A 17,770-nucleotide genomic window follows, 5' to 3' on the forward strand; every position below is an offset into this window, starting at 1 on the left:
GTGGTGGCCGGCGCGGTTGCCCGCGTCGGCCACCTGCCTTGGTGTTTCTTTTACCTTTCGAGGGCGGTGTCGAGGGCGGCGCGCTGTGCGGCGGCGAGTTCGGTGCAGCCGGTGACGGCGAGGTCGAGGAGGGCGTTGAGTTCGTCGCGGGCGAAGGGTTCGGCTTCGGCGGTGCCCTGGACCTCGACGAAGCGGCCGTCGCCGGTGCAGACGACGTTCATGTCGGTGTCGGCCTTGACGTCTTCCTCGTAGCGGAGGTCGAGGAGGGGGACGCCGGCGACGATGCCGACGGAGACGGCGCTGACGGTGCCGGTGAGGGGTTTGCGGCCGGGCTTGATGAGTTTCCTGCCCTGGGCCCAGGTGATGGCGTCGGCGAGGGCGACGTAGGAGCCGGTGATGGCGGCGGTGCGGGTGCCGCCGTCGGCCTGGAGGACGTCGCAGTCGAGGACGATGGTGTTCTCGCCGAGGGCCTTGTAGTCGATGACGGCGCGCAGGGAGCGGCCGATGAGGCGGCTGATCTCGTGGGTGCGGCCGCCGATGCGGCCGCGGACGGATTCGCGGTCGCCGCGGGTGTTGGTGGCGCGGGGCAGCATCGCGTATTCGGCGGTGACCCAGCCCTCGCCGCTGCCTTTGCGCCAGCGGGGGACGCCTTCGGTGACGGAGGCGGTGCAGAGGACCTTGGTGTCGCCGAAGGAGACGAGGACGGAGCCTTCGGCGTGCTTGCTCCAGCCGCGTTCGATGGTGACCGGGCGGAGTTGTTCGGGGGTGCGGCCGTCGATTCGAGACATGGCGTCGAGCCTAGCGTCAGCGGTGTGTGCGGAAGCGCCGCATGCGGAAGGGGCCCCTCCTGTGGTGGGGAGGGGCCCCTTCGGGGTGTGGCCGCGGCTGGTGCCGTGGTTCACATCATGTCTTCTATTTCGGCGGCGATGGGGTCGGCGTCGGTGCCGATGACGACCTGGATGGCGCTGCCCATCTTGACGACGCCGTGGGCGCCGGCGGCCTTCAGGGCGGCGTCGTCGACCTTGGTGGGGTCGACGACTTCGGTGCGGAGGCGGGTGATGCAGCCTTCGACCTCTTCGATGTTGTCGATGCCGCCGAGCCCGGCAACGATCTTCTCAGCCTTGGTGGCCATGTCGTTCTCCCTGATCCGAACCGCTTTGTCGCAGTAACCCACAGTTGGCCCATCTTTGCGAGCGGTCCTGTCGTGGGTGCCGAAGGATGGCCTCACGACGGCGGGACCGTCCCGCCTGACTGGTCTACACCACAGGGTGGACTGCCGCCAAACCCGCAGTCGCCGCTTTCAGACTGCTCTCCAGTGAACCAGTGGGAGGGACCGGATGAGTGCCGAGGGTGCCGCCGGCGCCGGGAGTGCGGCTCCTCCCGCGCGGGAGCGCTGGAACCGTCTGTTCCAGGGGCTGCAGAAGATGGGGCGGAGCCTGCAGCTGCCGATCGCGGTGCTGCCGGCGGCGGGGATCCTGAACCGGCTGGGGCAGCCGGACGTGTTCGGGGACGAGGGTCTGGGCTGGACGGGCGTCTCCAAGGTGATGGTGGGTGCGGGTGGGGCGCTGCTGGACGGTTCGCTGGGGTTGCCGCTGCTGTTCTGCGTGGGTGTGGCGATCGGGATGGCGAAGAGGGCGGACGGGTCGACGGCGTTGGCGGCGGTGGCGGGGTTCCTCGTCTACTACAACGTGCTGCGTCAGTTCCCGGAGGACTGCCCGGAGGGTTCGAGGGCGGTGCCGATGGTGGGCTGCCGGGTGGCCGACGGGTCGGTGACGGCGTTCACGTACCAGAATCCGGGGGTGTTCGGGGGGATCGTCATCGGGCTGACGGCGGCGTACTTCTGGCAGCGGTTCCACCGGACGAAGCTGGTGGACTGGCTGGGGTTCTTCAACGGGCGGCGGCTGGTGCCGATCGTCATGGCGTTCGCGGCGATCGTGTTCGCGGCGCTGTGCCTGTGGGTGTGGCCGCCGATCGGTGACGCGCTGGAGGGTTTCAGCGACTGGCTGAGCGGTCTGGGCGCGTGGGGTGCGGGTGTGTTCGGCGTGGCCAACCGGGCGTTGCTGGTGGTCGGGCTGCACCAGTTCCTGAACGTGCCGATGTGGTTCCAGTTCGGCAGTTACACCAAGCCGGACGGCACGGTGGTGCACGGCGACATCAACATGTTCCTGGCGGGTGATCCGACCGCGGGGCAGTTCACCACGGGTTTCTTCCCGATCATGATGTTCGCGTTGCCGGCCGCCGCGCTGGCGATCACGCACTGTGCGAAGCCGCACCGGCGCAAGGAGGTGGGCGGGCTGATGCTGTCGGTGGGGCTGACGTCGTTCGTGACCGGCATCACGGAGCCGCTGGAGTACTCCTTCCTGTTCGTCGCGCCGGCGTTGTACGTGGTCCACGCGGTGCTGACGGGTGCGTCGATGGCGGTGACGTGGGGGCTGGGGGTGAAGGACGGGTTCAGTTTCTCGGCCGGGCTCATCGACTACGTCATCAACTGGAACCTGGCCACCAGGCCGTGGCTGATCATTCCGATCGGGCTGGTGTTCGCGGCGGTGTACTACGCGGTGTTCCGGTTCGCGATCACGCGGTTCGGTCTGAGGACTCCGGGGCGGGAGCCGGAGGAGGAGGTGGAGGACGCGGCGAAGGGGTGACGCCTTGGGGCGGCGGGCGACTGTTCGAGCCCTCGGACCGTGGGGTCCGGGGGCTTTTCGGCGTGCCCTGCGGAGGGTTCCGGCCGACGGTCCCCACCGGGCACGGTGCGTGGTCCGGCGGTAGCGGGAATCGCGGGTTCCTTATGCGACCTTCATCGTGCTACAACAGGTCTACACCACTCGGTGGTGTAGACCATGCGCGCGGGCCACCCGCCGCGCGTTCGGGACGCCGCCGTCCTCATTGTGTCCCCTGGCGGCGCCTTGCCCACTGGAGGAAGACGATGACCACGGCGAGCACGGCAACCGCCGACAAGAAGAAGGGCGCCGGCGCGATGGCCGTCCTGCAGCGCATCGGCCGCAGCCTCATGCTGCCGGTCGCGGTGCTGCCCGCGGCGGCGCTGCTGGTGCGCCTCGGCAACGACGACATGCTGGGGCGCGAGTCGTTCCCCGCCTTCATCACCAAGATCGCCGGCTTCATGGCGGCCGGCGGCAACGCGATCCTCGACAACATGGCGCTGCTGTTCGCCGTGGGCATCGCGATCGGCTTCGCGAAGAAGTCGGACGGTTCGACCGCTCTCGCGGCGGTCGTCGGCTACCTGGTCTTCAAGAACGTGCTGGCCACCTTCACCGACGAGAACCTCCCCCAGGTGGCCACGGTCGTCGACGGCAAGGTCGTGATGGCGGACGCGCCGGTGGACGCCAAGGTCCTCGGCGGCGTGGTGATGGGCATCGTGGTGGCGCTGCTCTACCAGCGCTTCTACCGCACGAAGCTCCCGGACTGGGCCGGTTTCTTCGGCGGCCGCCGCCTGGTGCCGATCCTGTCGGCCTTCGCCGGTCTGGTGATCGGCGTCGTCTTCGGTTACATCTGGCCGGTCCTCGGCACCGTCCTGCACAACTTCGGTGAGTGGCTGGTGGGCTCGGGGGCCGTCGGCGCCGGCATCTTCGGCGTGGCCAACCGCGCTCTCATCCCGATCGGCATGCACCACCTGCTGAACTCCTTCCCGTGGTTCCAGGCGGGCGAGTACGAGGGCAAGAGCGGTGACATCGCGCGCTTCCTGGCCGGTGACCCGACCGCCGGCCAGTTCATGACCGGCTTCTTCCCGATCATGATGTTCGCCCTGCCGGCGGCCTGCCTGGCCATCGTGCACTGCGCCCGGCCCGAGCGCCGCAAGGTGGTCGGCGGCATGATGTTCTCCCTCGCGCTCACCTCGTTCGTGACCGGCGTCACCGAGCCGATCGAGTTCACCTTCATGTTCATCGCGCCGGTGCTCTACGCCATCCACGCGGTGCTGACCGGTGTGTCCATGGCGCTGACGTGGGCCCTGGGGATGAAGGACGGCTTCGGCTTCTCCGCCGGCGCGGTCGACTACTTCCTCAACCTGGGCATCGCCAGCAACCCGTGGGGCCTGGCCCTGGTGGGCCTGTGCTTCGCGGCGGTCTACTACGTGGTCTTCCGCTTCGCCATCACCAGGTTCAACCTGCCGACGCCCGGCCGGGAGTCGGACGAGGAACTGGCGGAACTGCAGAAGGCGGAGGCGAAGTAACCCGCGGCGACCCGCCGACCCACGCGGAGGCCCGGCCGGATCGGCCGGGCCTTCGCGCTGTCCGCACCTCGTCGCGCACGCGCCGTGCGGGCGTGCCGGGGGGCGGCCGGAGCGGGCCGGCCTCCCCCGCCTCAGATCTCGTACGTCGCCCCGGGCGCCGCCAGCCCCACCGGGCCGTCGTACACCGCGCGGGCGTCGGTGAGGTTGACCTGCGGGTCGGTCCACGGGGCGATGTGGGTGAGGATCAGGCGGCGGGCGCCCGCGCGGGCCGCCGTCTCACCCGCCTCGCGGCCGTTGAGGTGCAGGTCGGGGATGTTCTCCTTGCCGTGGGTGAAGGCGGCCTCGCACAGGAAGAGGTCGGCGTCGCGGGCGAGGTCGTCGAGCGCGGGGGTCACGCCCGTGTCGCCGGAGTACGTCAGTGTCCTGCCGCCGTGTTCGATGCGGATGCCGTACGCCTCGACCGGGTGCGCGACGCGCTCGGTGTGGACGAGGAACGGGCCGATCTCGAAGGTGGACGGCTTGACCGTGTGGAAGTCGAAGACCTCGCTCATGGAGGAGGCCGAGGGCGTGTCGGCGTAGGCGGTGGTCAGCCGGTGCTCGGTGCCCTCGGGTCCGTAGACCGGGAGGGGCTCGCAGCGGCCGCCGTCGTGCCGGTAGTAGCGTGCGACGAAGTAGCCGCACATGTCGATGCAGTGGTCGGCGTGCAGGTGGCTGAGGAAGATCGCGTCGAGGTCGTAGAGACCGCAGTGGCGCTGCAGCTCGCCCAGGGCGCCGTTGCCCATGTCGAGGAGCAGCCGGAAGCCGTCGGCCTCGACGAGGTAGCTCGAGCAGGCCGATTCCGCGGACGGGAACGACCCCGAGCAGCCGACGACGGTGAGCTTCATGAAGCAGAAACCTCCGCTGGCGGGTGTGGGAAGACGGGGGTCGTGCGGTCCGTCGAGCGTAAGACGCGAAACCTGTGGTCGCTCCTTTGCCAGGGGCTGTTGTGGGGGAACTCACCTGCGCTGTCACCGGTTCGGCTGGAAGCGGCGCATACCGGTGACGGTGGGGCGCGTGGTGCCGGTGCGCGCCGGTACGGTCGGGGCATGGACACGGCATGGTGGCTCGCGCTCGCCGCGGTGGTACTGCTCGCGTGCGTCACCGCGCTCGTCGACGGGTGGGGGCGGGGGCGCCGGCCCCGGCGGCGGCGCGGGTCCGGGGGGCGGGACGGCTCCGGGAACGCGTGAGGGGCCGGAGACGGTGGTCTCCGGCCCCTCGTCACGCGTGGGGCGTCACGCCCAGAGCTGGCCCTGGAGGGTGGCGATGGCCTCTTCGGTGGTCGCGGCGGTGTAGACGCCGGTCGAGAGGTACTTCCAGCCGCCGTCGGCGACGACGAAGACGACGTCGGCGGACTCGCCGGCCTTCTGCGCCTTCCTGGCGACGCCGATCGCCGCGTGCAGGGCGGCGCCGGTGGAGACGCCGGCGAAGATGCCCTCCTGCTGGAGGAGTTCGCGGGTGCGGGTGACGGCGTCGGCGGAGCCGACGGAGAAGCGGGTGGTCAGCACGGAGGCGTCGTACAGCTCGGGGACGAAGCCCTCGTCGAGGTTGCGCAGGCCGTAGACGAGGTCGTCGTAGCGCGGTTCGGCGGCGACGATCTTCACGTCGGGCTTGTTCTCGCGCAGGTAGCGGCCGACGCCCATGAGGGTGCCGGTGGTGCCGAGGCCGGCCACGAAGTGGGTGATCGAGGGCAGGTCGGCGAGGATCTCGGGGCCGGTGCCGGCGTAGTGGGCGCCGGCGTTGTCCGGGTTGCCGTACTGGTAGAGCATCACCCAGTCGGGGTGCTCGGCGGAGAGTTCCTTGGCGACGCGCACGGCGGTGTTGGAGCCGCCGGCGGCCGGGGAGGAGATGATCTCCGCGCCCCACATGCCGAGCAGGTCGCGGCGTTCCTGCGAGGTGTTCTCGGGCATGACGCAGACCATGCGGTAGCCCTTGAGCTTGGCTGCCATGGCGAGCGAGATGCCGGTGTTGCCGCTGGTCGGCTCGAGGATGGTGCAGCCGGGGGTGAGCCGGCCGTCCTTCTCCGCCTGCTCGATCATGAACAGCGCCGGGCGGTCCTTGATCGAGCCGGTGGGGTTGCGGTCCTCCAGCTTGGCCCAGATCCGGACGTCGGCGGACGGCGACAGCCGCGGCAGGCGCACCAGGGGGGTGTTGCCCACCGCGGCCAGCGGGGAGTCGTAACGCATCGGCTGTCAGGCCATGCCGCCGGCGACGGCCGGCAGGATCGTGACGTTGTCGCCGTCGGTCAGCTTGGTGTTGATGCCGTCCAGGAAGCGGACGTCCTCGTCGTTGAGGTAGACGTTGACGAAGCGGCGCAGCTGCTCGCCGTCCACGATGCGGGCCTGGATGCCCGTGTGCCGGGTCTCGAGGTCGTTGAAGAGCTCGGCGAGGGTGTTCCCGGTGCCCTCCACCGCCTTCTGACCGTCGGTGTAGGTGCGGAGGATGGTCGGGATGCGGACCTCGATGGCCATGGCTGAGGGCTCCTGTCGGAAGTGTCTGTCGTGGGTTCGGGAAGGGCGCGCGGCGGCACGCGGCAGCCCGCCGCGGCTCTCGGCCGTACGGCGGCAGCGGGGGATCAACAGATGGCGCTGTTCAGCCTGCACAGGTCGACGTGCAGCCGCGCCACGAGCAGGGTGCCCGGCGCCGTGTCTCTCACGTCGGTAAGAACCATGGGGTCATCGTATCGATTCCCGGACCGGCCCCTGGAGTGTGATCTCATCCTCCGGACACCGTCCTTCCGCCATGCGGGATCGTGGTCCGTTCGCCGGGTCAGTAGGACTCGACGACCCGGACCTCCTCCTCGGTGACCTCGCCCTCCAGGATGCGGAAGGAGCGGAACTGGAACTCCCCGGCGCCGTCGGTGTCGGCGGTGGAGACCAGGACGTAGTGGGCGCCGGGCTCGTTGGCGTAGGAGATGTCGGTGCGGGAGGGGTAGGCCTCGGTGGCGGTGTGGGAGTGGTAGATGACCACCGGCTCCTCGTCCCGGTCGTCCATCTCGCGGTACAGCTTCAGCAGGTCCTGGGAGTCGAACTCGTAGAAGGTGGGCGAGCGGGCCGCGTTCAGCATGGGGATGAAGCGCTCGGGGCGGCCGGCGCCCACCGGTCCCGCCACCACGCCGCACGCCTCGTCGGGGTGGTCCTCGCGGGCGTGGGCGACGATCCGGTCGTACAGGGCCTGGGTGATGGTCAGCATGGGGCTCAGGATAAGCGTGCGGGCCGCCGCGTACCGAGGGGTGGTACGCGGCGGCCCGCATGCCGGACGCCTTGAGCGGAGGGCCGCAGGGGGTGCCACGAGTGCCCCCTGCGGCCCGGCGTCCCGGGGAGGTCAGCCGACCTTCTCGAACCGGCTGTCGTCGCGTCGGGTGACCTGCGGGTTGCGGCTCTTGAGGACCGCCCAGCCGATGCCGAGGGCGACGGCCCAGCCGGCCATCACGTACAGGCAGATCCTGGAGTCCGCGTCGTAGGCGATGAGGCCGGTGACGAAGAGCAGGAAGGCGATGGCGATGTAGGAGCAGACCGATCCGCCGGGCGCCGGGAAGGACGAGGCGGGCAGCCGGCCCGCGACGACCTGGCGGCGGTAGAGGACGTGGCTGATCAGGATCATCAGCCAGGTCCAGATGCCGGCGGCGGTGGCGACGGAGGTGACGTAGCCGAAGGCCTTCTCCGGGACGGTGTAGTTCAGGACGACGCCGATGCCCATGAAGACCACGGAGGTGGCGATGCCGAGCGCCGGGGTCTTGGTGGAGGACAGCTTCTTGAAGACCTGCGGGGCCTCGCCGTTGTCGGCGAGGTTGCGCAGCATGCGGCCGGTGGAGTACATGCCGGAGTTGCAGGACGACAGGGCGGCGGTCAGCACGACGAAGTTGACGATGCCGGCGCCGGCCGGGATGCCGATGACCGCGAACGCCTTCACGAACGGGCTGACCCCGTCGGAGAACTCGGTCCACTTGACCACGCACAGGATGACGGTGAGGGCGCCGACGTAGAAGAGGGCGATGCGCCAGGGCAGGGTGTTGATCGCCTTGGGCAGGGTCTTCTCGGGGTTCTCGGACTCGCCGGCGGTGACGCCGACGAGCTCGACGGCGAGGTAGGCGAACATGACGCCCTGCAGGGTCATCAGGGACGAGCCGATGCCCTTGGGGAAGAAGCCGTCGAAGGCCCAGAGGTTGGAGACGGCGGCGGTGTCACCGGCCTGGCTGAAGCCGAGGGTGAGCACGCCGAGGCCGATCACGATCATGCCGATGATGGCGGTGACCTTGACCATGGAGAACCAGAACTCGATCTCGCCGAACAGCTTCACCGAGATCAGGTTGGCCCCGAAGAGGATGACCAGGAAGACCAGGGCCGACGTCCACTGCGGGATCGCCGGGAACCAGAAGTTGATGTAGATGGCGGCGGCGGTCAGCTCGGCCATGCCGGTGACCACCCACATCAGCCAGTACGTCCAGCCGGTGAAGTAGCCGAAGAACGGGCCGAGGAACTCGCGCGAGTACTCGGCGAACGAGCCCGAGACGGGGCGGTAGAGCAGGAGCTCCCCGAGGGCCCGCATGATGAAGAAGATGATGACGCCGGCGAGGGCGTACATGACGATCAGGCTGGGCCCGGCCTTGGCGATGTTCGCCCCGGCTCCCAGGAAGAGCCCGACGCCGATGGCGCCGCCGATCGCGATCATCTGGACCTGGCGGCTGTTGAGGCCGCGCTCGTACCCCTCTTCGGGTACGGACTCCGTGTCGACCTGCGGTGAGGCCATGTGTGGTGCGCCTTTCTCCATGCCGATCCGAGCCGCTGTCGGCCTCGGATCGGGTCACGATCCCCCCGGACTGATGGAGCTGGGCGGGCTCTGGGAGTCCGCCCGTGCCTGGCCGACGGTCGCCGGCTCGGTGGCGCACCCGGCGGAACATACGGGTGGTGTTCGCCGGGCGGTCGTGAAGATCTATCACGGCCGCCATACTGATCACACGGGCGCCGTGTGGCGCGCCTCACAGGGAGACGCGGACAAAAGGCACCTGAAGGGCCCAGAGACGGCGGACTCTTTGACGGGATCGTTATCCGGATTTGAGCGTCCCCTGAGCGAACGCGTCAGCGGACCCTTCCGGACGTCCGGCACCGGCTCACGGCACGGGCCGCCGCGCGGGAGGCGCGGCGCGGGGTCACGGCATGAGCGTGGAGACGAGGGCCTCCTGGAGTCCGCCGAGCCACAGGTACGCCATCACCATCGGTTTGCGCGGGTCCTCGTCGGGGAGGCGGAAGAGCAGGTCGCTGTCGTCCTCGTCGCTGATCTCCAGGCGGGAGCCGATCGCCAGGCGCAGGTCGTTGAGGGCGCCGAGCCACTGCCGGGACTCGTCCGGCGACAGCTCCAGCACCACGTCGTCCCCGCCGGCCGGGGTGAGCGCGTCCAGGGAGCGGATCACCGCGAGGGCGTTGTCGCGCTTGCCGGCCCGCAGGTCGTTCTCGGTGTAGCGGCGGAACTCGGCGGAGCGGACGCGCTGTTCCTCGGCCTCCTCGGGCCGCGGGGCGCCCTCGGGGTCGCCGTAGGCGTCCGGGAAGAGGCGGCGCAGCACCGGGTCGGAGGGCGGTTCGCTCGGGCCCTCGCTGAAGAGACCGGCGAGCGGGTCGCCGGAGGTGTCCTCGGCGGGTCCGGGGCCGATGAGCTCCATCATCTGCACGGCGAGGGAGCGGATGATGGAGATCTCGACGTCGTCGAGGGCGACGGCCGCGCCGCCGCCGGGGAGCGGTTCGAAGGTTCCTGGCATGGCGGCGATTCGCTGCTTCCGGTCCTGCGGGCGGGGTCGGTCCACGTCCGGTTCGGTCATGTCCGGCTCGGTCACTTCCGGTCGTGCTGGAGGGTGGCCCACAGTCCGTAGCCGTGCATGGCCTGGACATCGCGTTCCATCTCCTCGCGCGTACCGCTGGAGACGACCGCCCGGCCCTTGTGGTGGACATCGAGCATGAGCTTGGTGGCCTTGTCCTTGCTGTAGCCGAAGTACGACTGGAAGACGTACGTCACGTAGCTCATGAGGTTGACCGGGTCGTTGTGGACGATGGTGACCCACGGGACGTCGGGCTCGGGTACGGCGAAGGCCTCCTCCGCGGACTCGGTGCGTTCGATCTCCAGGGGTGCGGGTGACGTCACACAGCCCATGCTGCCACCGCAGGGGGGTGGTCGCACAAACCGGTCCGCCGTCCCGGTGCCCGCACCTAAATCGTCAAACTGACGAAATGGGGGTAGCATCCCGCTCATGAACACAGCGGACCTTGGGCTGCCGGTGGACGTTCCCTCGACGGCGCTCTTCACGGACCAGTACGAGCTGACGATGCTGCAGGCCGCGCTGAAGGCCGGCACGGCCGGCCGGCGCAGCGTGTTCGAGGTCTTCACCCGGCGGCTGCCGGACGGCCGCCGCTACGGCGTGGTGGCCGGCACCGGGCGGGTGCTGGACGCGGTGGAGAACTTCCGCTTCGACCCGGGCGTCCTCGGCTTCCTGCGCGGGAGGGGCATCGTCGACGAGGAGACCCTGGACTGGCTGGCCGGCTACCGCTTCTCCGGGGACATCTGGGGCTACCCCGAGGGCGAGGTGTACTTCCCGGGCTCGCCGGTCATGCGGGTCGAGGGCAGCTTCGCGGAGTGCGTGCTGCTGGAGACGGTGATCCTGTCGATCCTCAACCACGACTCGGCGATCGCCGCCGCGGCCTCCCGGATGTCGTCCGCCGCCGGCGGGCGCCCGCTGATCGAGATGGGCGCCCGGCGCACCCACGAGCTGTCGGCGGTGGCCGCGGCCCGGGCCGCGTACGTCGGCGGCTTCGCCACCACCTCCGACCTGGCGGCCGGCTTCCGCTACAACATCCCCACCGTGGGCACCTCCGCCCACGCCTTCACCCTGCTGCACGACGACGAGCGGGACGCCTTCCGGGCCCAGGTGGACTCCCTCGGCAGCGGCACCACGCTGCTGGTGGACACCTACGACGTGGCCGAGGCGGTCCGTGCGGCCGTCGAGATCGCCGGGCCGGAGCTGGGCGCCGTCCGGATCGACTCCGGCGACCTGCTGCTGGTGGCGCACCGGGTGCGGCAGCAGCTGGACGAGCTGGGCGCCACCGGCACGAAGATCGTCGTGACCTCGGACCTGGACGAGTACGCCATCGCCTCGCTGGCGGCGGCGCCCGTGGACGCGTACGGGGTGGGCACCCAGCTGGTGACCGGCTCCGGGCACCCGACGGCCTCCATGGTCTACAAGCTGGTCGCCCGCGCCGAGTCCGCCGACCCGAAGGCGCCGCTGGTGCCGGTGGCGAAGAAGTCCTCCGGCGGCAAGACCTCCGTCGGCGGCCGCAAGTGGGCCGCGCGGCGGCTGGACGCGTACGGCGTCGCCGAGGCCGAGGTGATCGGCACCGGCCCGGTGCCCGCCGGGCTGGCCGACCGGCAGCTCCTGGTGAAGCTGGTCGAGGGCGGCGAGGTGATCGCCCGTGAGCCGCTGGACGTGGTCCGCGACCGGCACGCGGCGGCCCGGGCGGGCCTGCCGCTGTCCGCCACCCAGCTCTCCCGGGGGGAACCCGTCCTTCCGACGGAGTACGCGCACGGGCCCTCGGGTAGCTGAAAGCGTGCCCCCCGTACGCGGGCGAGGGCTCCCGGTGCGCGGGCGGGGACTTCCGCCCGCCCCGCCGTGCCCCTGTCCGCGTCGTCCGCGATTCCATAGGCTCGGAGGTTCACCCGGCAGGGCCCTCCCCCACCCGATCCCATAGTCGAAGGAAACCGACCATGCGCCGCGCACTGATCGTCGTCGACGTGCAGAACGACTTCTGTGAGGGGGGCAGTCTCGCCGTGGCCGGTGGTGCGGACGTGGCCGCCGCCATCACCGAACTGATCGGCCAGGCCGGCTCGGCCGGCGGCTACCGGCACGTGGTGGCCACCCGGGACCACCACATCGCGCCCGGCGGGCACTTCGCCGACAACCCCGACTACGTACGGTCCTGGCCCGCGCACTGCGTCGCCGGGACGGAGGGGGTCGGGTTCCACCCGAACTTCGCCCCCGCGGTGACCTCCGGGGCGATCGACGCCGTCTTCGACAAGGGGGCGTACTCGGCCGCCTACAGCGGCTTCGAGGGGACCGACGAGAACGGGACGCCGTTGGCGCGGTGGCTGCGGGAGCGGGAGGTCGAGGAGGTGGACGTGGTGGGGATCGCCACGGACCACTGCGTGCGGGCCACCGCGCTGGACGCGGCCCGCGAGGGCTTCCGCACCCAGGTCCTGCTCGACCTCACGGCCGGGGTGGCGGCGGAGACCACCGAGCGCGCGCTGGAGGAGCTGCGCGCGGCGGGGGTGGAGCTGTCGGGCAAGCCCGTCGTGCAGTAGTCCTGCGGGGCCCGGGGTGTCGCGCAGCCCGGCGCCTGCGGGGTGCCGCTGCGCCCACCCGTGCCGCCCGGCGGCACGACTGCCCGCAGCGGCGGCGGTGGGCGCGGCAGCCCGCGGTCACGCCTTCGCCGGGGGTCCGAGCAGGGCTCTTATGGGGTGCCAGAGCTCCACCGTCAGGGCGGCGGTGTCGGGGTTGGTGCGCCATATCAGGCCGTCGGGGTGGTGCAGCACCGCCGTGATCTCGTCGGGGGTCGGCGGGGCGGCGTTGCCCCGCAGGTAGATCGCCCGCAGGCCCAGGTTGCGCAGCCTGGTCAGGGCGCGCGCCCGGTTCCGGGCGTGGACGAGGACACGGACCCCGGCGGGGGCGTCGGCGGCGGGGCTGGGCAGGTTCAGCGCCACCACCACCGTGCCGTTCGGCAGTTTGCAGAAACCTCCTGCGGCCATGCGGTCATACCCCCGTGTCCACTGGTGTCAATAAGAGAGCCACAGGAGGCACCTAAACACGAATCGGCGGCGACCCGCCAGGGGGTCGCCGCCGATCATGCGCTGACCTGCGAAGATGCTATTTACCTACCTGCAGGGCCGACCTCGAGCTCGATCGTCGAGCCGTTCTTGGCCTCCTTGAGGATCTTGATCTTCGTGTTGGTGTCAGTGATCTTGACGCCGCCGGTCTTGTTCGTCTCGTCGTAGTAGGTGTTCGTGCGGTCGTTGAAGACCGACACGCCCTTCGACGACGGGATCCACGTCGCCACGTCCGCCTTGTGCAGCGTCATGCCCTCGGTGCGGAAGGTGCTGAACGTCGCGTCGTAGGTCTGGATGCGGTTGCGCATCAGCGTGCCGTCGGACCACTTCAGCGCGGTCGGGTGCGAGTCGACCGGGAGGACCAGACCGGTGCCCGGGTGCTCGCTGGTGTTGTTGTCCGCCTGGGAGGTGTCCCACTTCCAGATCAGCAGGCCGTTCTGGTACGCGTAGTGCTCGACCCAGTCCGGACGGTCCGTGAAGCCGAAGTTGTACGGGCCGACCTCGAGGGTCTCGTCGTACGACACGTACTGGCGGTTCTCGGCGATGTAGTACTGCGCGTAGTCCTTGGTGAAGGACGCGCCGACGCGGGAGAAGCCGTTCGCCGTCCAGGCGGCGTCCGCGCTCTCGGCGTCGTCGGAGAAGACCGGCGTGCCGTCGGCCGTCACCGTGATCGCGTCGGCCGTGAAGCCCTTGAGCGCCACGCCGCCGTCGCTCTGGTAGCGGAAGCGCAGGTCGACCTTCTGGCCGGCGTAGGCGTCGAGGGAGTACGCGAACTTCTTGTAGCCGTCGAGCGTGCCGTGCAGGGCCGGCTTGTCGCTGCCGTCGCGCGGGATCGGCTGGCCGTCGACCGTGCCGTCGAGGGCGGTCCAGTTGGCGCCGCCGTCGGTCGACACCTCGGTGTAGAGGTAGTCGTAGTTGGCCTCGATGTCGTACCAGCCGTCGAAGGCGAGCTCGGCGGAGGACTTGCCGGTCAGGTCGACCGAACGCGTCAGCGTGTTCTTGAGGTTGTCACCGCTGCCGCTCCACCACTGGGTCCGGCCCTCGGCCGGCTCGATGATCTCGGTGGTCACGGCCTTCTTCGGCAGCGTGACGACCAGCGCCTGCTTGTGCTTGGTGTTGTACTCGGCGACGCCCAGCTTGTGCCAGGAGTTGACGCCCGCCTTGGCGGTGTCGTAGTTCAGCCAGCCGAGCTGGAGCTTGTCCCAGGCGGTCATGTCGCCGGGCAGGTCGCCGATCTCCTTCTTCCCGGTGCCGAGCCAGGAACCGGAGGACATCAGCGTCCAGAAGCCGGTGGAGTTCTCGCCGCCCGCGGTGTCGTAGAGGTCCGGCAGGCCGAGGTCGTGGCCGTACTCGTGGGCGAAGACGCCGAGTCCGCCGTTCTCCGGCTGGACGGTGTAGTCGCCGACCCAGATGCCGGTGGAACCGATCTGCGCGCCGCCGAGCCGGTTCTGCTCGGGGCCGGTGGCGCCGGAGTCGGTGCCGAAGGCGTACCAGCGGTGCGCCCAGATCGCGTCCTCGCCCTGGGCGCCGCCGCCCGCGGACTCGTCCTCGCCGGCGTGCACGATCTGGAAGTGGTCGATGTAGCCGTCGGGCTCGTTGAAGTCGCCGTCGCCGTCGAAGTCGTAGCGGTCCCACTCGTCGAAGCGGGTGACGTCCGCCTTGATCTGGGCGTCGGTGCGGCCGGCCGCCTTCTGCTGGGCGACCCAGGCGTCCAGACCGTCGCTGACGACGTTCCAGACGCTCGGGCAGTTGGTGTCGCCGCAGGCGTTGTTGCCGTAACGGGCCTCGTTGTAGGGGACCTTGACCCAGTCGGAGACCTCGCCCTCGACCGAGTAGCGGCCGGAGGACTGCTTCTCGTAGTAGGTCTTGACCGAGTCGACGCCCTTGCCGGACCCGAAGTACAGGTCCTCGAAGTGCTGCTGGTCGTAGTCCTCCTGCCAGGCCGTGGAGTTGTCCTTCTTCCGGTTCGGCTTGGCTATCTGGTTGTGCAGCGGGCCGGCGTCGCCGCCGTAGCGGCTGTCGACCTTGTCGCCGAACTCGACCAGGATCGTGAAGATCTTGTCGGTCTTCTCGCGGCCGAGCTCTACGTACTTGCTGTCGCCCTTCTTGCTCTTGAGCTGGACGACCTTGGAACCGTTACGGTTCTTGACCGAGGTCTTACCGGAGATGACCTGGTTCAGCGCTTCTTCCCGCTGGGCCTCCTGCGTCTTGGAGAGCGGCCCCTCGAGGTCGTGCTCGACGTGGTGGTTCGCCGCCGGGTCGTGCCGGTCCACGGCGCTGGGACGCTCGGCCTTGTCAGCCGAGTCGGCCTGGGCCACGGTGAACGCAGAGCAGGTGGCGGTGACCGCCGCGAGTGCCACGCCCGTCGCGGCCGCTCTGAACGTCCAGGGTCTACTGGTCACTTGAGATCCCCTCCCGCGTGCATGCGCGCGGCCGAAGGAGGTTCCGTCTGTGGAAGGTCCCGCGCGCACGTGATCAACGCGTGTAGTCAAGTGACGTCATTTGACTAGAGGATCGTCAGAAAAAACAGCCCTTGACTTGAACAGTTCAATTGCATTATGCGGAGTCGGCGTTCGCATACCGGACACATCCGTGCGAAACCCTGCGGGCGCGCGTGACCCTCCCCGTGGGGGACGTCATGAATCCGTGCGCCCCCTGTGCACCGGCCCTGTCGGTCAGGTCACGCTTACCGTCCGTTCCCCTCGGGCACCCTCGCGGTTAGAGTCGTCTGGCGGAACCGACCTGAACCGGTGGAAAGCCAGGCGGACCACTCCCGACCTCCGAGGACACGATGGCCATGCCCCGTCCGACTGTCGCTCAGCTCGCTTACGGTTCGTGCACCGTGATCTTCTCGACGTTCGTCCTGCTGCTGTTGTCCGGAGCGAGTTCGGGCGCGGGCGTCGCGGTGGTCGCCGTCTCGGCGCTCGCCCTCGGACTGCTGGTGGCCGTGACGGTGCCGTCCCCCGGACCCCGGCGGCCCGTCGCGGTGGGACGGCCCGCCGGGACGGAGCGGCCGGTGGCCCCGGAGCCGGTACGGGCCGTCGTCCCCCCTCCGGCCCGCGAGCCGGTGCGGGAGCGCGCGGCGTCCTGAGCGGGCGGCGCCCTCATGCGGTGCCGACCACCACGGTCTTGGCCGCCTTGTCGTGCAGGCCCTGCTTGTAGGGCCGGTCGAAGAAGCTCCAGCCGCCCGCGATCACGGTCCACACACAGGCGCAGCAGAACGCGAACGGCAGCCACAGCACCAGGGCGCGGACCAGCGCGGTCTGCACGGAGGGGGTCGAGCCGTCGGCGAGGTCGGCCACCCGCATGCGCAGCCACTTCTTGCCCAGGGTCTGGCCGCGCCGGGCGGTCATGAAGGTGTCGTAGGCGATGTAGAGGACCGCGGCGACGAGCGACTGCGCGAAGGAGTTGCCGACGTTGATCCGGTCGCCGTCGACGTCGTACTCGCTGACCCCGAACGGCCAGGTGAGCAGCCAGACCACGATGCCGACGAGGACCATGTCGATGATGCGGGCCAGCGTGCGCCTGCCGCTGTCGGCGAGCGGGGGCATGCCGGCGAGGGGGTCGGGGGCGCCTCCGTAGGGACCACCGCCGCCGTGGGGGCCGCCGCCCCCGGACGGCGGGGGCGGGCCGCCGGGGGTGTCGTACGGGGAGCCCGGTCCCGGGGTCCCGGAGCCGTCCTGCGGGGGGCGCTTCGTGAACGGGTCGTCGTCCGGCGGCTGTCGACCGGAGCCGGGGGGCGGTTCGGTGGTCATGCCCCGAGTCGACCGTGCCCCCTCCGGCCCCGCATCCGGCGAGCGTCCGTCCGGAGTAGCGGCGGTGCGCAGGAGCGGCGTGCGGGTGACGCCGGCTCAGCCGGCGACGAACGTGTGCGCGGCCTTGTCGTGCCAGCACTGGCGCCAGGGCTTGTCGAACAGGCACCACAGGACGCCGACGACCCCGACCACGAGCAGCCCGGGCACGCTGTAGACCAGCCAGCGGCGCAGGGCCGCGCCGAAGGACGGCGCCTCGTGCTCCTCGATGTCCCGCACCTCGATGCCCAGCAGCTTCTTGCCCAGGGTGCGGCCCCACCTGGCGGTCGGCAGCACCTCGTAGAGGACGCCGGCGAGGAGGAGGACGGCGAGGACGATGCCGAGCTGGACGGAGGTGGTGCCGTCGAGCAGCCAGACGGTGACGGTCTTCCCGGACAGCTTGGCCGCCTCGATCTTCGCGTCGATGTGGTCCACGGCCCTGGTGCCGAGCGGCACGGCGGCCACGGCGGTGACGGCGCCGACGACGACGGTGTCCAGCAGCCGGGCCACCAGCCGTCTGCCGAGCGCGGCGGGTCGGGCCGCGGCCTGGCGCCGGGCGGCGGCCTGGAACACGTCCTCGACCGGCGGCTTCCAGGGCACCACCGGCGGTTCCTCGCCGCCGGCCAGCCGGTGCACCTGCTGCGGCCAGGAGGACTGGCCACCGCCGGCGCCGCTCGTCAGGGGTGCGGCGGCGCCGGCGACGGGCGGGGGCGCCGCCGGGCCCGCGGTCTGCGGGGGCACGGCCGGGGCGGTGGTCTGCTGGGGGCCGGACGGGGGGGCCAGGCCCGCCGGGGCCCCGGGCGGGCCCCCCCTCCCCCGCCCCCACCCCCGGCCCCCCGGGGCCCCCCCGCCCGCGCGCGCGCCGGGGCGGCCCGCGCCCGCGGCACCCGGC

General features: G+C 70.6%; 20 protein-coding genes. 6 read left to right on the forward strand and 14 right to left on the reverse strand.

What is annotated here, in order from left to right; all coding sequences use genetic code 11:
* Window positions 1-50: 50 nt before the first annotated feature.
* Window positions 51-788, reverse strand: coding sequence for a ribonuclease PH (rph, locus tag ABTY20_RS17385; protein ID WP_351997866.1), 738 nt, complete (start codon window positions 786-788; stop codon window positions 51-53).
* Between the two features lie 110 nt (window positions 789-898).
* A complete protein-coding gene (locus tag ABTY20_RS17390; RefSeq protein WP_351997884.1) occupies window positions 899-1,147 on the reverse strand; it encodes a PTS sugar transporter subunit IIB in 249 nt (82 codons plus the stop codon).
* Window positions 1,148-1,337: 190 nt separating this feature from the next.
* Between ABTY20_RS17390 and ABTY20_RS17395 the strand changes: the two genes are divergently transcribed.
* Together ABTY20_RS17395 and ABTY20_RS17400 are read left to right on the forward strand one after the other, a co-directional pair.
* Window positions 1,338-2,645, forward strand: a complete 1,308-nt coding sequence (locus ABTY20_RS17395) for a PTS transporter subunit EIIC (RefSeq protein WP_351997867.1) — start codon at window positions 1,338-1,340, stop codon at window positions 2,643-2,645.
* A gap of 281 nt (window positions 2,646-2,926) precedes the next feature.
* Window positions 2,927-4,189, forward strand: a complete 1,263-nt coding sequence (locus ABTY20_RS17400) for a PTS transporter subunit EIIC (protein WP_351997868.1) — start codon at window positions 2,927-2,929, stop codon at window positions 4,187-4,189.
* A 131-nt stretch (window positions 4,190-4,320) separates the two neighbouring features.
* Here ABTY20_RS17400 and ABTY20_RS17405 read toward each other — a convergent pair whose 3' ends face one another.
* A complete protein-coding gene (locus tag ABTY20_RS17405; protein WP_351997869.1) occupies window positions 4,321-5,073 on the reverse strand; it encodes an MBL fold metallo-hydrolase in 753 nt (250 codons plus the stop codon).
* 201 nt (window positions 5,074-5,274) lie between these two features.
* Here ABTY20_RS17405 and ABTY20_RS35375 point away from each other — a divergent pair, with 201 nt between their 5' ends.
* The gene (locus tag ABTY20_RS35375) at window positions 5,275-5,415 is read left to right on the forward strand and encodes a hypothetical protein (protein WP_502991826.1); all 141 of its coding nucleotides are present in this window, start codon (window positions 5,275-5,277) and stop codon (window positions 5,413-5,415) included.
* Window positions 5,416-5,460: 45 nt separating this feature from the next.
* On the opposite strand, the gene ABTY20_RS17415 is transcribed toward ABTY20_RS35375, so the two are convergent.
* The 7 genes from ABTY20_RS17415 to clpS all read right to left on the reverse strand — a co-directional run bounded on the left by ABTY20_RS17415 (window position 5,461) and on the right by clpS (window position 10,366).
* Window positions 5,461-6,411 (reverse strand): PLP-dependent cysteine synthase family protein, encoded by a 951-nt coding sequence (locus ABTY20_RS17415; RefSeq protein ID WP_351997870.1) that lies wholly within the window; start codon window positions 6,409-6,411, stop codon window positions 5,461-5,463.
* A gap of 6 nt (window positions 6,412-6,417) precedes the next feature.
* A complete protein-coding gene (locus tag ABTY20_RS17420) occupies window positions 6,418-6,696 on the reverse strand; it encodes a MoaD/ThiS family protein (protein ID WP_351997871.1) in 279 nt (92 codons plus the stop codon).
* Between the two features lie 104 nt (window positions 6,697-6,800).
* Complete coding sequence (locus ABTY20_RS17425) at window positions 6,801-6,896, reverse strand: putative leader peptide (RefSeq protein WP_351997872.1); 96 nt, start codon at window positions 6,894-6,896, stop codon at window positions 6,801-6,803.
* Window positions 6,897-6,994: 98 nt separating this feature from the next.
* Window positions 6,995-7,417, reverse strand: a complete 423-nt coding sequence (locus tag ABTY20_RS17430) for a M67 family metallopeptidase (RefSeq protein ID WP_351997873.1) — start codon at window positions 7,415-7,417, stop codon at window positions 6,995-6,997.
* A 132-nt stretch (window positions 7,418-7,549) separates the two neighbouring features.
* Window positions 7,550-8,974 (reverse strand): amino acid permease, encoded by a 1,425-nt coding sequence (locus ABTY20_RS17435; RefSeq protein WP_351997874.1) that lies wholly within the window; start codon window positions 8,972-8,974, stop codon window positions 7,550-7,552.
* A 400-nt stretch (window positions 8,975-9,374) separates the two neighbouring features.
* Window positions 9,375-9,977 carry a DUF2017 domain-containing protein gene (locus ABTY20_RS17440; RefSeq protein ID WP_351997875.1) on the reverse strand — a complete coding sequence of 201 codons (603 nt, stop codon included), beginning with the start codon at window positions 9,975-9,977 and terminating at the stop codon, window positions 9,375-9,377.
* 71 nt (window positions 9,978-10,048) lie between these two features.
* Window positions 10,049-10,366 carry an ATP-dependent Clp protease adapter ClpS gene (gene clpS, locus ABTY20_RS17445; RefSeq protein WP_073931623.1) on the reverse strand — a complete coding sequence of 106 codons (318 nt, stop codon included), beginning with the start codon at window positions 10,364-10,366 and terminating at the stop codon, window positions 10,049-10,051.
* 97 nt (window positions 10,367-10,463) lie between these two features.
* On the opposite strand from clpS, the gene ABTY20_RS17450 reads away from it, so the two are divergent.
* Both ABTY20_RS17450 and ABTY20_RS17455 read left to right on the forward strand, forming a co-directional pair.
* Window positions 10,464-11,810 carry a nicotinate phosphoribosyltransferase gene (locus ABTY20_RS17450; RefSeq protein ID WP_351997876.1) on the forward strand — a complete coding sequence of 449 codons (1,347 nt, stop codon included), beginning with the start codon at window positions 10,464-10,466 and terminating at the stop codon, window positions 11,808-11,810.
* A gap of 161 nt (window positions 11,811-11,971) precedes the next feature.
* Window positions 11,972-12,565, forward strand: a complete 594-nt coding sequence (locus ABTY20_RS17455; RefSeq protein WP_351997877.1) for an isochorismatase family protein — start codon at window positions 11,972-11,974, stop codon at window positions 12,563-12,565.
* 117 nt (window positions 12,566-12,682) lie between these two features.
* Here the strand turns inward: ABTY20_RS17455 and ABTY20_RS17460 are convergent, their stop codons facing one another.
* Together ABTY20_RS17460 and ABTY20_RS17465 are read right to left on the reverse strand one after the other, a co-directional pair.
* On the reverse strand, window positions 12,683-13,009 hold the full coding sequence (locus ABTY20_RS17460; RefSeq protein ID WP_351997878.1) for a hypothetical protein: 327 nt from the start codon (window positions 13,007-13,009) through the stop codon (window positions 12,683-12,685).
* A gap of 122 nt (window positions 13,010-13,131) precedes the next feature.
* A complete protein-coding gene (locus ABTY20_RS17465; RefSeq protein WP_351997879.1) occupies window positions 13,132-15,489 on the reverse strand; it encodes an immune inhibitor A domain-containing protein in 2,358 nt (785 codons plus the stop codon).
* 389 nt (window positions 15,490-15,878) lie between these two features.
* On the opposite strand from ABTY20_RS17465, the gene ABTY20_RS17470 reads away from it, so the two are divergent.
* Entirely contained in the window at window positions 15,879-16,178 is a 300-nt protein-coding gene (locus ABTY20_RS17470; RefSeq protein WP_351997880.1) for a hypothetical protein, read from the forward strand.
* A 13-nt stretch (window positions 16,179-16,191) separates the two neighbouring features.
* On the opposite strand, the gene ABTY20_RS17475 is transcribed toward ABTY20_RS17470, so the two are convergent.
* Together ABTY20_RS17475 and ABTY20_RS17480 are read right to left on the reverse strand one after the other, a co-directional pair.
* On the reverse strand, window positions 16,192-16,842 hold the full coding sequence (locus ABTY20_RS17475; protein ID WP_351997881.1) for an RDD family protein: 651 nt from the start codon (window positions 16,840-16,842) through the stop codon (window positions 16,192-16,194).
* A gap of 96 nt (window positions 16,843-16,938) precedes the next feature.
* Window positions 16,939-17,770 (reverse strand): RDD family protein (locus ABTY20_RS17480; protein ID WP_351997882.1); only part of this gene is annotated, 832 nt, incomplete at its 5' end.

This window comes from Streptomyces sp. NPDC126497 (assembly GCF_040302425.1).
Classification (GTDB): domain Bacteria; phylum Actinomycetota; class Actinomycetes; order Streptomycetales; family Streptomycetaceae; genus Streptomyces.